Genomic DNA, 12,753 nt, shown 5'->3' with positions numbered 1-12,753 from the left:
CGTCTGCTGACGGACACGCTGAGCCGAGCTCCGCGTTCTCCTTCAGCGGGCTGATCTTCCGTCGACGAAACCCGCCTCGCCCACCAGCGCCTGCCCGGCCTCGACACGTGCACGCAGCCGCTCGCGGACGGTCGACCACTCTGGCTCGATGACGGAGAAGCGGACCGTGTCTCGCCAGGTGCCGTCCGCACGGAGCTGATGACGCCGCAGCACCCCCTCCCGGGCAGCGCCGAGCTTGGCGAGCGCCGCCTGCGAGCGTTCGTTGCGGTTGTCGACGCTGAACTCGACCCTCCCGAAGCCCACCCGGAAGAGGTGGTCGAGGAGCACCAGCTTCGTGGCCGGGTTCACGACGGTCCCCCACACCGCTGGCGCGTAGGCGGTCCACCCGATCTCCGCCGACTCCCTGGCCAGGTCGACGCGACCGATCGAGGTCGTGCCGACAGCCCGCCCGTGCTGCGGTCCGCCGTTGACTCTGACGACGTAGGTGCATCCGTGTCGGGGCCCAGGCGTGTAGTTCTCCACCCAGTCGCCCCAGTCTCGACGGTCGGGCATCCCAGCGGGACCCCCACCCCATCCGGAGGCGAACACCTCTGGCACGCAGAGGACATCGCCCAGCTCCGCCCAGCCTGCCGCGCTCGCCGGATGCAGCGAGACGTGCCGGCCTTCGAGTACCTGCGAGGGTTCGAGATGCATACCCTCATGAAACACGATCCGAGCGCGCCGATCGACACCGACGCGTCCAGCGCCGGGAGGCGCGCTGCGGGTTCGGGCACAGCGGCACGGAATGCCGATTCCGCTTTCGCAGCCTGGACCGGCCCGACGCAGACCCCGCGAATCGCCAGATCAGGCATGGATTCGCGAGCACACCGACCAAAAGACATGTGGACGATCCGAATGGACTAAACGGTTCATTAGCGACACCAGACGCGTGCGTCGGCCCGCCACCACCGTGTTAGCTTCCTTCATGTGGTGAGCGAAACGGCACCGCCCGGGCAACCCCACGAAAGTGAAGCAGCCTTCGGCGGCACAGCCACCACATCCGTGAGATCTCGAGCTGCGGCTCGAGGCGGCGAACGGAACAGAGAGCAACCAAATACTCCCCTCGCCGGCGCGTAACGCCGGGTTCGAGAAACTGCAGCCCGCATCAACACGGGGTGGGCGTCATCGGGGGACGACGCCCGACTGCACTCCTCACCTGGCGACCGCGGCAGGGGACGATGGGCACCAACCTCGGGGGAGGTTGGTGCCCATCACTGCATGCGCGGGCGGTGACGGGCGCCTGAGGTCAGGAGGCTCGATACCTGCCCGGCCGATGATTGAGCATGATGATGAGACTCAGCACGCCGGCACCGAACGCCGAGATGAGCACCTGCGACGGGTCGAGGACGGTGAAGGAGGCAAGCACCACCAGCAAGTCGAGCGCGAGCAGCACGTAGCCGGCCCGCACGCCGAACTTCTCCTGCGCCACGAGTGCGACGACGGTGAATCCGCCGAGACTCGAGTTGTGTCGGAACAGGATGAGCAGCCCGACGCCGCACAGGACGTTGCCGAGCACCGCCGCGTAGACGGGAGGCAGCTCGAGAGGCCCAACCCCCGCGACGGATGCATGCAGCGAGGTCAGCACGGAGACGAGCGCGATCGAGACGAGGCTCCTCACGACGAACCGCCAGCCCTTGCCTCGAGCGGCCAGCGCGAAGAACGGCAGGTTCACGACGACGAAGATGACCCCGAATGGAACGGGCAGCACGTACCCGAGCAGCAGCGCCAGGCCGGCGGTCCCTCCGGTGACGAGGCCGCCCGACTTGAGGAGGAAGAGCCCGAACGAGATGACCAGAACTCCGACGGCGAGGCCGGCGATGTCGTCGAGAGCGCGGTGGCGTGGAGGCGCGACGAGTTCAGGCATGCGCCGAGCATGTCGCCCGGGGGTAGTCTGCGCAAGACAAGCTGCGCAGACTGAGCAGTTTGCACGCTCTCCGCACCTGAGGAGGAGATTTGCCCAATCATCGCGGCTTCGACGCCCTTGACGCCCGCATCATCCGGACGCTCGACCGACTCCCCGGCGCGTCCGTGCTCGCCCTCTCGAGAGAGCTCGGCGTCGCCCGGAACACTGTGCACGCTCGCCTGTCGCGGCTCGCCGACGAGGGGATGCTCTCGCCGGAGAGCACCCGCCTCAATGCCGCCGCCCTCGGCTATCCGCTGACCGCCTTCGTTGCGCTCTCCCTCAGCCAGAACGCCGCCGACGAGGCCTACGAGCGACTCGGCGAGATGGCCCAGGTCGTGGAGGTGCACTCGACGACCGGCGATGCCGACCTGCTGGCGCGTGTCGTCGCCAAGGACACCAGCGACCTGCATCGAGTGACGCGCGCAATGCTCGAGCTGCCCGGCGTCACCCGGACGAGCACCACCGTCTCGCTCTCCGAGGTCGTGCCGTACCGGCTGGCACTCATCCTCGACGACCTCGCAGAGGGCTGATCCGCGCCGGCTCGTCCTGCTTCGTGGGCTCGTCCTGCTTCGGGGCTAGTCCTGCTTCGTGGAGAACGCCGAGTCGAACGCCGCCTCCGACGGACGATACGTGGACAGCTTGCGCACGAACCCCAACGCCTCAGGAGCACCCACGAGACGGTCCATACCCGCGTCCTCCCACTCCACCGACAACGGCCCCTCGTAGCCGATCGCGTTCAGCATGCGGAAGCAGTCCTCCCACGGCACGTCCCCGTGCCCGGTCGAGATGAAGTCCCACCCACGCCGCGGATCCGCCCACGGCAGGTGCGAGGACAACCGCCCATTGCGGCCGTTGCTGAGGCGCTTCTTCGTGTCCTTGCAGTGCACGTGATAGATGCGGTCCTGGAAGTCCCACAAGAACCCCACCGGGTCGATGTCCTGCCACACCATGTGCGACGGATCCCAGTTCAACCCGAACGACTCCCGATGCCCGATCGCCTCCAACGCACGCTTCGTGGTCCAGTAGTCATACGCGATCTCGGACGGATGCACCTCGTGCGCGAACCGGACCCCGACCTCCTCGAACACATCCAGGATCGGGTTCCACCGGTCGGCGAAGTCCTGGTAGCCGGCATCCACCATCGCCTCCGTGGCAGGAGGGAACATCGCCACGTACTTCCAAATCGACGAGCCCGTGAAGCCGGTCACCGTCTTCACGCCCAGCGCCGCTGCGAGGCGGGCGGTGTTCTTCAGTTCCTCCGCGGCACGCTGCCGCACCCCTTCCGGCTCCCCGTCCCCCCACACGCGGTCGGACACGATGTCGCGGTGGCGCTGATCGATCGGGTCGTCGCACACCACCTGCCCCTTGAGATGGTTCGAGATCGTCCACACCTTGAGGCCATTGCGCTCGAGCACCTCCAGCTTGGAGGCCACGTACTCGGCGTCATCCCACCGCCACGGGTCGAGATGATCACCCCAGCAGGCGATCTCGAGGCCGTCGTAGCCCCACTCCCCCGCCAGGCGAGCAACCTCCTCGAACGGCAGATCGGCCCACTGACCGGTGAACAACGTGACAGGACGAGACATGTACTAGCTCCTCTGGAGTTCTGGTTCGACTGAGGTGTGCGGGGCATCGCTCGGAACGGGAATCGAGACCCACGAGCTGCCGCGTGCCGAGCTCTCCTCGACGGCGGCGAGCACCCGCTGAACGGCGAGGCCGTCGGCGAACGAGGGCGCCGGAGCGCGGTGAGCCGCGATGTCCTCGACCAGCTCGACCGCCTGGTGCGTGAAGGCGTGCTCGTAGCCGAGCCCGTGGCCGGCCGGCCACCACGCCTTGATGAATGGATGGTGCTCTGGCTCGGTCACGATGATGCGCGTGTACCCGGCCGTGGTGGGATCGCCGCTCGCGTCGAAGTACTCGAGCACGTTCATGTCCTCGAAGTCGAAGGCGATCGATCCCGTCGTTCCGTTGATCTCGAGCCTGATCGCGTTCTTCCGGCCGTACGCGAAGCGCGTCGCCTCGAAGACGGCGATGGCGCCGCCCTGCAGGCGACCGAAGAAGACTGCGGCGTCGTCGACCGTGACGGGACCGCGCTCGGTGCCGCCGGTTCCGGAGAGCCCCGCGAAGTCCTCGGCGACGGGTCGCTCCTTCACGAATGTCTCCACGAGACCCGAGACTCCGCTCAGCTGCTGGCCGGTGATGAAGTGGGTGAGGTCGACGATGTGCGCCCCGATGTCGCCGAGCGCACCCGAGCCGGCCTTCTCCTTGTCGAGACGCCAGGAGAGCGGCGCGTTCTCGTCAGCGAGCCAGTCCTGCAGGTATTGGGCTCGCACCTGACGGATGTCGCCGATGCGACCCTCCGCGACGAGCTGCTGCGCAAGGCGGATCGCCGGCACTCGCCGATACGTGAAGCCGACCATGGCGCGCACGCCGTGGGCCTCGGCGGCGATCGCCACAGCGTTCATCCGCTCGGCCTCCTCGACCGTGTTGGCGAGCGGCTTCTCGCAGAGCACGTGCTTGCCCGCCTCGAGCGCCGCGATGGCGATCTCGGCGTGCGTGTCGCCCGGCGAGCAGATGTCGATGAGCTGCACGTCGTCGCGAGTCAGCAGCTCCCGCCAATCGGAGGTGCTCGACGCCCAGCCGAGCTTGTCAGCGGCCTGCGCCGCCTTCGCGGCGTTCCGGCCAGCCACGACGCGCATCTTGGGCGCGAGCGGCAGGTCGAAGAAGCGGGGAGCGTTCCGCCACGCCTGCGAGTGCGCGGCCCCCATGAAGGCGTAGCCGACCATGCCGATGCCCAGGTCCGGCTGTGCGTCTTGACTCATTGTTCACTCTTTCGTTCAGGAGGCCAACGCGGGGCGGAGTCAGAGAGGAGGAGAGCCCCGCCCCGCGCGGACAGTGTGAGCAGCTGGTTACGACTCGAACGCCGCGTCGATGTAGTCGCCGACGTTCTCGCTCGTCACGACGGGAGCGTAGAGCTGCACCAGACGCGGGACGCTCTGCGACGTGAGGTCGCCGAGCGAGCGGTCGTGCGCGATGAGGCGGGCCAGCTTGATGCCGTCGGCCGCCTGCGTCGACGGGTAGACGACGGTCGCCTTGACGACGCTGTCGCCCTCCTGGATCTCGCGCATCACGTTCGCCGAGCCCGCACCGCCGACGAGGAAGAACTCGTCGCGGTTGGCGTTCTCGATGGCAGAGAGGACACCGACACCCTGGTCGTCGTCGTGGTTCCACATCGCGTCGATCTGCGGAGCGGCCTGCAGGAGGTTCGTGGCCGCCTGCTCACCGCCCTGCACCGTGAAGTCGGCAGCGACACGGTTCGAGACCTCGAGACCGCAGTCACCGAGCGCATCCGCGAAGCCCTGGCTGCGCTCCTGGGTGAGCGGCAGGGAGTCGATGCCGGCGATCTCGGCGACCACGGCGTCTGGCTTGTCCGCGAGCTGCTCGCACATGTACGTGCCGGCGCTGACGCCCATGCCGTAGTTGTCGCCGAGCACCGTCGTGCGGGCGGCGAAGGGGCTCGTGAACTCGCGGTCGACGTTGATGACCGGGATGCCCGCCTCCATGGCCTTGGTCGCGACCTCGGTGAGGGCGGCGCCGTCGAAGGGCAGCAGCACGATGGCGTCGACGCCGTCGTTGATGAAGCCCTCGATCTGGCTGATCTGGAGGTTCACGTCATTCGTGCCCTCTGCGACGCGAAGCTCGACGTCCTCGTACTTCGCGGCCTCCGCCTCGGCGGCGGACGTGATTGCGCCCATCCAGCCGTGGTCGGCCGCCGGGGCCGAGAAGCCGATGACCAGCGGCTCGCCGGCCGCGTCGTTGTCGGACGCCGTGGCGTTGCCGCCTGCTGGCGCCTCGCCCTCCGCCGCCGGCGGGGTGTTCGAGAGGCAGCCGGTGAGCAGCAGCAGCGCCGAAGCGGCCGTTGCGCCTGCTGCGAGGATCCGGCGCTTTCGGGAAGCTGTCTTCCTGAAGGAACTCGTGGACATGGGGATCTCCTTTGATGCTGCCATGGTGATGGGGTTTGGGTCTGGTGAGGTTCGGTGGGTCTGGAGAGGATGGGTCTGGAGAGGATCGGGCTGGAGGGCCTGGCTCGCGCCCCGTCCCGCGGCTAGGACGTCTTGGCCCGCGACGAGAAGCGCTGCTGCAGGAGGACGGCGATCACGATGATCGCGCCCTTCGCGATGGCCTGCACGGAGCTGTCGAGGTTCGCCTGGATGAAGATGTTCGTGAGGGTGGCGAAGATGAGGACGCCGAGGACGGTGCCGACGATCGTGCCGCGACCGCCGACGAGCAGGGTGCCGCCGACGACGACCGCCGCGATCGCATCCAGCTCGTAGAGCATGCCGTTGGTGGACGAGCCCGCCGTCGTGCGGGCGAGCATCATGATGGACGCGATGCCGGCGGTCAGACCGACCAGCGCGTAGAGGTACATCGTGTGGCGCTTCACCTTGATGCCGGCGAGGCGCGCGGCCTCCGGGTTGCCGCCGACGGCGACCGTACGGCGCCCGAAGGTGGTGCGGTTCAGGAGGAACCAGCCGCCGATCGCGACGAGCACGAAGATCCACACGATGACCGGGATGCCGAGGAGGTCGCCGCGGAAGGTCTCGAGGAACGAGTCGACGTTGACGATCTGCGTGCGACGACCGGCGATGAGCTCCGCGAACCCACGGGCGGCGACCATCATGGCGAGCGTCGCGATGAACGCCACCACCTTGCCGTAGGCGATGAGGACACCGTTGACGACACCGGCGCCGAGCCCGACGAGCAGCGATGTGAGCACGATGACCCACCATCCCCAGGCTTCCGCGTAGGCCTGCGTGGAGAGCGTCGTCGCCCAGACCGAGGCGAGCCCGAGCACGGAGCCGACGGACAGGTCGATGCCGCCCGCCGTGATGACGAACGTCATGCCGATCGAGAGGACGCCGATGATGGACGCCTGGCTCAGCACCACCATGAGGTTGTCGACGCTCGCGAAGCGCTCACCCGCCGAGACCGTGCCCGCGATGCAGAGCACGACGAGCGCAAGGATGAGGCCGAAGTTGCGGGCAGAGCTGCCACGGAAGAAGCCGCCGCGCTTGGCGTTGTCGCTGGCGACCTCGTGCTCCACGCGGGAGCTCTCGTCGGCGGCGGGGGCGATGATCGTGCCGTCCTGGGATGGCGAGCCGCCGTTCGGGGCGGAGGACTGGGGAGTCTGAGTGCTCATGCTGCGCTGCTTTCCATAACCATGTCGAGTACGGCGTGCTCATCGAGAGCGGATGCTGGGCCTTGGTGGACGACTCGCCCCTCGGAGACGACGAGCACCCGGTCGGCGAGGCCGAGGACCTCCGGGATCTCGCTGGAGACGACGACAACCGCAGCGCCTTCGTCGGCGAGCTTGCGGATGAGCGCGTAGATCTCGGCCCGCGCGCCGACGTCGACGCCTCGGGTCGGCTCGTCGAGCAGCAGCACGCGGCAGCCGTGCACGAGCCAGCGGGCGAGCATCGCCTTCTGCTGGTTGCCGCCCGAGAGCGTGCGGATGTCGCGGTCGACGCCAGCCGGCCGCAGGTCGAGGTACTCCGCCTGCTCCTGCGCAGCGCGGCGCTCGTCGCCTTCCTTCAGCCAGGAGAACGAGGCGAAGCGCTGGAACGTGGAGAGCGTGATGTTCCGGTAGACGGGCTCGTCGAGCAGGAGCCCCTGGCTCTTGCGCTCTTCCGGCGCGAGGCCGATGCCCGCGTTCACGGCGGCCGTGACCGAACCGCGCGCGAGCGTCTTGCCCTCGACCGTGACCGTGCCGCCCGTCGCCTTGCGCGCACCGTAGATGGTCTCCATGATCTCGCTCCGGCCGGCACCGACGAGCCCCGCGAATCCGACGATCTCGCCGGCTGAGACGGTGAAGGAGACGTCGGAGAACGTGTCCGCGAGCGCAAGGTCCTGCACGTCGAGCAGCACGGGGGCATCCGATGGGAGCTCAGGGGATTCGGGGAACAGGTACTCGACCTTGCGGCCGGTCATGAGGGTGATGAGCTCCGAGGTCGGAGTCTCGCTGACCGGCAGGTTCTGGGCGACCGTGCGGCCGTCCTTGAGCACCGTGATGCGATCGCCGATCGTGCGGATCTCCTCGAGCCGGTGCGAGATGTAGATGATCGCGACGCCCGCCTTCGTGAGCTCCTCGACCACGCGGAAGAGGTTCGCGACCTCCTCGGAGTCGAGCACCGCGGAGGGCTCGTCCATGACGATGATGCGGGCCTCGTGCGAGAGCGCCCGTGCCATCGACACGATCTGCTTGCCAGCGGCGGAGAGCTCGCCGACCTCGGTCGTCGGTGAGATCTCGGAGTGCCCGAGCCGCGCCAGGATCTCCTTCGTCCGCTGTTTCGCCTCGGCACGCCTGGAGACGCCCGCGGTGTCGAGTTCGTGCCCGAGGTACACGTTCTCCGCGACGGTCAGGCCGTCGACGACGTCGAGCTCCTGGTACATGGTGGCGATGCCGAGCCCGAGGGCAGCGACTGGGTTGGGGATGGTGATGGGCTCGCCGCCCAGGAGCAGCTGGCCCTCGGTGGGCTGGTGTGCGCCTGCGAGCACCTTGATGAGCGTCGACTTGCCAGCGCCGTTCTGGCCGAGCAGGCAGTGGACTTCGCCGGGGAGGACGTCGAGGTCGACGCCGTCGAGCGCCCGAGCACCTGGGAACTGCTTGACGATGCCGCGCATCTGCAGGAGGGGGGAGGGACCCGATGTGGGGTCTTCGTTGACCATGTGTCGAAAGCTACCGTCACTTTTGTCGACGGTCAAGCAAAAGTGTCTTGCCTGTTGCACAATTGAGATACGCCGCCACACAGAAGCGCTGCAGTCACCGAAGACGGTCAGGGCGGTAACGTGGCGAAGTCGGCTCTCGCCGACCACCGATCCGAGAGAGAAGACGCGCATGGTCATCGAGCAGCTGCCGAAGCCGGCGTCGCGCCAGCCTGGCCCCGGAGAGCTCTTCCAGCTGCTCCGCGACGGCGCCCCCCGCACGCGCGCTGAGCTCGCATCCGTCACCGGCCAGGCTCGCTCCACGGTCGCGACCCGCATCGACATGCTCATGGCGGCGGGCCTCATCGTGACCGTCGGCGAGGCCCACTCGACGGGCGGCAGGCCCCCCGCCGTCTTCGCCTTCTCCCCCGAGAGCAGAGTTGTCCTCGCCGTCGACCTCGGCGCGACCCACGCGAGAATGGCCCTCACCGACCTCGCCTCGAACATCATCGCCGACTCGGAGGACAAGCTGCCCATCGACCTCGGGCCGGACGCGGTGCTGGCCTGGGTGTGCACGAAGGGCGACGAGATGCTCGCCGCGTCGAACCGCGGGCGCCGGGAGCTCGTGAGTGTCGGCGTCGGCCTCCCCGGGCCCGTCGAGTTCAGCTCCGGCCGCCCCATCAACCCGCCAATCATGCCCGGCTGGGACGACGCAGACGTCGCCGGCAGGCTCGGCGCCCACTTCGACGCTCCTGTGCTGGTCGACAACGACGTCAACATCATGGCCCTCGGCGAGCACCGGAGCGAGTGGCCCGAGGTCTCCGACCTGCTCTTCGTCAAGGTCGCGACCGGCATCGGCTCCGGCATCATCGCGGACGGCTCGCTGCGACGCGGCGCCAGGGGCGCCGCAGGCGACATCGGGCACATCGCCGTGCCTGGCGCCGAGAGCATCCCCTGCAGGTGCGGCAACCTCGGCTGCCTCGAAGCCGTCGCCGGGAGCGACGCCATCGCCAGAAGGCTCCGCGAAGGGGGCATCGAGGTGGCGGGCAGCGGGCAGATCGTGGCGCTCGTGCGCTCTGGAGACCTCAGCGCAGCCCGCGCCCTCCGTCAGGCCGGCCGCGACGTCGGCACCGTGCTCGCCGCCTGCGTCAGCATGCTCAACCCGTCGATGATCGTCATCGGCGGGAGCATCGCGGAGGCCGGCGAGCAGCTCATGGCCGGCATCCGCGAAGTCGTCTACTCGCGCTCACTTCCGCTCGCGACGCAGCACCTTCGGGTCGTGGCGTCGCGAGCCCGAGGCGACGCCGCGATCCTCGGCGCCAGCGCCCTCGCCATCGACCACGTGCTCTCGGCCGACGCCATCGACGCCGCCCTCGCCTAGCCGCTCCCACCGGCGTGCCCAGGCGACGCCATCGAGCGACACAGATCGTCGACTCTCGGACAGACGGACGCGGTGCAGCAGCCAGCAGCGCACCGCGGACTACGCTGGACCGGTGCCAGAATCGCCGCGGGAGAGTCCTTTCCTGGAGCAGACAGCACCGCATCTCTCCCGAGCGGTGAGCCAGAACAGCAAGGGGAGTGCATGAACGACCGGCAGCCAAGGGCAGCGCACGCAATCGCCTGCGATCCGAGCACACCGTTGCAGGTCCTCGTCGATCTCGCCGCCCAGCGCTGGGACCTCCATGCGCTCATCGCCGCGAACCCAGCCGCTTCCCCTGAGCTCATCCGCTGGATCCGAGGCGTCAACCCGACGCTGTCGACCGGACGAGCGCCAGGTCGCCAATTAGCGGCGTCACCAGCCGGTCCAGCATTCGCACCGGCGGCGGCGCCTCACGTGCCTCGCCGAAGCCGCGGAGTCGGCGGCTGGCTCGCCGGGTGCGGATGCCTGGCCGTCGTGGCCATCGTGGCCGTCGTCGTCTTCGCCGGTTTCGGCGCGCTGCTCTTTTCCGGGGGTGATGAGACGGGCGGCTCCTCCAGCGTGGCGACACCCGACGCCGCCCCCACGGCAGACTCCGAGATCGACACCCAGCGCGCGCTCTATGCGGACGAACGCGCGAAGATCGACGAGCTGTCCCTCGAGTTCGAAGAGTCTCCCGTCGCCTGGCTGGTCGCTGAATTCGAGTGGTTGTTCCGGCAGGACGAGAAGATGGCTGATCCGAACCTGCTCGAGTACACCGCGCAGACGATCGCAGCGCAGGCGAAGACCTTCCGAGAGGGACTCGAGGTCAGCGTCGCTGAGGCTCAAGCCCGGCGCGTGAACACCAGCGGCTTGGTCACGGAGAGCATCGTGGACACGGCAGGCAAAGGGTTTATCGACGTGCAGTGGGATGCGGCAACCGCGTGCACGGCCGACGATCGGGAGGACTGGCGCACGACAGGGTGCATCACGAAGGAGGACTCGCTCACCGTGCACCTGCTCCCGGAGAGCGAGCTCGGCGAGTGGTCGAGCAAGTTCACCGTCGTGCACGAGCTGGCCCACGTCTACCAGCGTGCCGACAACGCCAGCGTCTTCGACTATCGCGGCGAGTACAACGACCTGCTCGCGCAGGGCCTGTTCCAGGGCAGTGCCGAAGCCATGGCCGACTGCTACGCCTTGACCTACTACGGTGAGTGGTCGCTCACGAACGGCGACACGACCATCGGCTACGGCTACGTGTGCGACGAGAACGAGCGTTCAGCGATTCGAACCTGGGCGTCGAACCTGAACGCGCCCATGCAGTAGCGCGCCTAGGGAACCAGCCGATCGCATGCCCAGGAGTCGACTCCTCGTGTATGGCGGCAGCGGATGTGCTCAGCGCCGGAGAGGTCGACCGCGTCGATCGCATCGACCGTGACGCGGACCCACGCGAAGCGCTCGAACGCAGCCTCATCGCCCGTCCCCCGAGCGTCGGAGGCCCCATCGGCCAGCCGAGTCCCGGGCACCTCCGGCTTGTCGTAGAGCCGCTTCGACCCCGACCCGAGCCCCTCCCAGACCTCACGCCGGACCGCACTGTCGGTGACGATCTCCGCGCGGCCGTCCAGGCGCAGCTGCACGTCGAGCTCCGGATCGTAGAACGTGAGGGCCGCTCGAGCGTTCTCTGCCAACTCGCCGACCTTCGCCGTCCGACTGTCCGTCGCGAACGCCACGATGCCGCGCCGCTCATCCACGGCTCGCAGGATCACGGCCCGGACGCGGGGCTCTCCGCCCGACGCCACGGTGCCGAGGTAGCCGAGCGTGAACGGCGTGCGCCCTGTCGTGGCTGCGACGAGCGACGCCCACACCTCACTGATGTCGCCAACATCGATACTGCGCTCGACGCTCACGGCAGGATCGAATCGACGTAGCCGCCGTCGACGCGCAGGGCGCCTCCGGTCGTCGCCGAGGCCAGCGGCGATGCCAGGTAGGTGACCAGGTGCGCGATCTCCTCCGGCTCGATGAGACGCTCGATGAGCGACTGCGGCCGGTGCCGTCGCATGAACTCCCGCTGCGCGTCGTCCCAGGCGAGGTCGTCGCCCACGAGCTCGGCCATGAACGCCTCGACCCCGCCGGTGTGCGTCGGCCCCGCGATGACGGCGTTGACGGTCACCCCGGTGCCCTTGACCGCCTTCGCGTAGCCGCGCGAGACCGCGAGCAGCGCCGTCTTGGTCATGCCGTAGTGGATCATCTCCTCGGGAATCACGACGGCTGAGTCGCTCGCGATGGAGATCACCCGCCCCCAGCCGCGCGACGTCATGCCCGGAAGGTACTCGCGCATGAGACGCGCGGCCGACAGCACGTTCACCTCGAAGTAGCGCAGCCACTCCTCGTCGCTGATCTCGAGAGCGGGCGTGCTGCCGTAGATGCCGAGGTTGTTGACGAGGATGTCGAGGTCAGGGAACGCAGAGCGGACGACGGCCGCGCCCTCCGCCGTAGCGAGGTCGGCGGGCACCCCCTCGATCGTCGCGTCTGGCACGTGCCCGCGCAGCTCGGCGACAGCCGACTCCACGCTGGCGGCTCCGCGCCCGTTCACGATGACGTGCGCGCCAGCGGCGGCGAGATCCGCGGCGATCGCAAGGCCGATGCCCTGCGTGGAACCCGTGACGAGGGCCGTGCGGCCCGAGAGATCGATGTGCATGCGCCGATCCTGGCA

At 68.5% G+C, this 12,753-nt stretch carries 12 protein-coding genes; 3 read left to right on the top strand and 9 right to left on the bottom strand.

From position 1 onward, the window contains the following. Positions 1–42: 42 nt before the first annotated feature. Positions 43–693 (bottom strand): GNAT family N-acetyltransferase, encoded by a 651-nt coding sequence (locus tag C5E06_RS01480; RefSeq protein WP_104305773.1) that lies wholly within the window; start codon positions 691–693, stop codon positions 43–45. Positions 694–1,285: 592 nt separating this feature from the next. Then, positions 1,286–1,903, bottom strand: a complete 618-nt coding sequence (locus tag C5E06_RS01475) for a YitT family protein (RefSeq protein ID WP_104305772.1) — start codon at positions 1,901–1,903, stop codon at positions 1,286–1,288. A gap of 89 nt (positions 1,904–1,992) precedes the next feature. Here C5E06_RS01475 and C5E06_RS01470 point away from each other — a divergent pair, with 89 nt between their 5' ends. Beyond that, on the top strand, positions 1,993–2,472 hold the full coding sequence (locus tag C5E06_RS01470; protein ID WP_104305771.1) for an Lrp/AsnC family transcriptional regulator: 480 nt from the start codon (positions 1,993–1,995) through the stop codon (positions 2,470–2,472). A 45-nt stretch (positions 2,473–2,517) separates the two neighbouring features. Here C5E06_RS01470 and C5E06_RS01465 read toward each other — a convergent pair whose 3' ends face one another. From C5E06_RS01465 to C5E06_RS01445, 5 genes are all read right to left on the bottom strand, one after another. Beyond that, the gene (locus C5E06_RS01465; protein ID WP_104305770.1) at positions 2,518–3,528 is read right to left on the bottom strand and encodes a sugar phosphate isomerase/epimerase; all 1,011 of its coding nucleotides are present in this window, start codon (positions 3,526–3,528) and stop codon (positions 2,518–2,520) included. 3 nt (positions 3,529–3,531) lie between these two features. Next, a complete protein-coding gene (locus C5E06_RS01460) occupies positions 3,532–4,764 on the bottom strand; it encodes a Gfo/Idh/MocA family protein (protein WP_104305769.1) in 1,233 nt (410 codons plus the stop codon). A gap of 87 nt (positions 4,765–4,851) precedes the next feature. After that, positions 4,852–5,925 carry a substrate-binding domain-containing protein gene (locus C5E06_RS01455; RefSeq protein ID WP_104240084.1) on the bottom strand — a complete coding sequence of 358 codons (1,074 nt, stop codon included), beginning with the start codon at positions 5,923–5,925 and terminating at the stop codon, positions 4,852–4,854. 122 nt (positions 5,926–6,047) lie between these two features. Beyond that, positions 6,048–7,142, bottom strand: a complete 1,095-nt coding sequence (locus C5E06_RS01450) for an ABC transporter permease (protein WP_104305768.1) — start codon at positions 7,140–7,142, stop codon at positions 6,048–6,050. Further along, the gene (locus tag C5E06_RS01445; RefSeq protein WP_104305767.1) at positions 7,139–8,668 is read right to left on the bottom strand and encodes a sugar ABC transporter ATP-binding protein; all 1,530 of its coding nucleotides are present in this window, start codon (positions 8,666–8,668) and stop codon (positions 7,139–7,141) included. Before C5E06_RS01445 ends, C5E06_RS01450 begins: the two co-directional genes overlap by 4 nt. Positions 8,669–8,837: 169 nt before the next feature. On the opposite strand from C5E06_RS01445, the gene C5E06_RS01440 reads away from it, so the two are divergent. Together C5E06_RS01440 and C5E06_RS01435 are read left to right on the top strand one after the other, a co-directional pair. Next, positions 8,838–10,025: an ROK family transcriptional regulator gene (locus C5E06_RS01440; RefSeq protein WP_104305766.1), complete on the top strand. Its 1,188-nt coding sequence runs from the start codon at positions 8,838–8,840 to the stop codon at positions 10,023–10,025. Positions 10,026–10,226: 201 nt separating this feature from the next. Next, complete coding sequence (locus C5E06_RS01435) at positions 10,227–11,366, top strand: hypothetical protein (RefSeq protein ID WP_146081270.1); 1,140 nt, start codon at positions 10,227–10,229, stop codon at positions 11,364–11,366. Positions 11,367–11,371: 5 nt separating this feature from the next. Here C5E06_RS01435 and C5E06_RS01430 read toward each other — a convergent pair whose 3' ends face one another. Both C5E06_RS01430 and C5E06_RS01425 read right to left on the bottom strand, forming a co-directional pair. Then, entirely contained in the window at positions 11,372–11,947 is a 576-nt protein-coding gene (locus C5E06_RS01430) for a pyridoxamine 5'-phosphate oxidase family protein (RefSeq protein WP_181062851.1), read from the bottom strand. After that, complete coding sequence (locus tag C5E06_RS01425; protein ID WP_104305764.1) at positions 11,944–12,738, bottom strand: SDR family NAD(P)-dependent oxidoreductase; 795 nt, start codon at positions 12,736–12,738, stop codon at positions 11,944–11,946. The genes C5E06_RS01430 and C5E06_RS01425 overlap by 4 nt, the downstream gene beginning before the upstream one ends. Positions 12,739–12,753 lie beyond the last annotated feature (15 nt).

It is taken from the genome of Pseudoclavibacter sp. RFBI5 (assembly GCF_002931395.1).
Classification (GTDB): domain Bacteria; phylum Actinomycetota; class Actinomycetes; order Actinomycetales; family Microbacteriaceae; genus Pseudoclavibacter.
Note: the sequence above shows the minus strand (reverse complement) of the source record. Positions and strands in the feature narration are given on the sequence as shown.

Excerpts from the sequence above, each read along its gene's own strand:
- C5E06_RS01460 (WP_104305769.1), bottom strand. The coding sequence starts at position 4,764 with ATGAGTCAAGACGCACAGCCGGACCTGGGCATCGGCATGGTCGGCTAC.
- C5E06_RS01440 (WP_104305766.1), top strand. The coding sequence starts at position 8,838 with ATGGTCATCGAGCAGCTGCCGAAGCCGGCGTCGCGCCAGCCTGGCCCC.
- C5E06_RS01455 (WP_104240084.1), bottom strand. The coding sequence starts at position 5,925 with ATGTCCACGAGTTCCTTCAGGAAGACAGCTTCCCGAAAGCGCCGGATC.
- C5E06_RS01445 (WP_104305767.1), bottom strand. The coding sequence starts at position 8,668 with ATGGTCAACGAAGACCCCACATCGGGTCCCTCCCCCCTCCTGCAGATG.
- C5E06_RS01480 (WP_104305773.1), bottom strand. The coding sequence starts at position 693 with ATGCATCTCGAACCCTCGCAGGTACTCGAAGGCCGGCACGTCTCGCTG.
- C5E06_RS01435 (WP_146081270.1), top strand. The coding sequence starts at position 10,227 with ATGAACGACCGGCAGCCAAGGGCAGCGCACGCAATCGCCTGCGATCCG.
- C5E06_RS01425 (WP_104305764.1), bottom strand. The coding sequence starts at position 12,738 with ATGCACATCGATCTCTCGGGCCGCACGGCCCTCGTCACGGGTTCCACG.
- C5E06_RS01450 (WP_104305768.1), bottom strand. The coding sequence starts at position 7,142 with ATGAGCACTCAGACTCCCCAGTCCTCCGCCCCGAACGGCGGCTCGCCA.
- C5E06_RS01475 (WP_104305772.1), bottom strand. The coding sequence starts at position 1,903 with ATGCCTGAACTCGTCGCGCCTCCACGCCACCGCGCTCTCGACGACATC.
- C5E06_RS01465 (WP_104305770.1), bottom strand. The coding sequence starts at position 3,528 with ATGTCTCGTCCTGTCACGTTGTTCACCGGTCAGTGGGCCGATCTGCCG.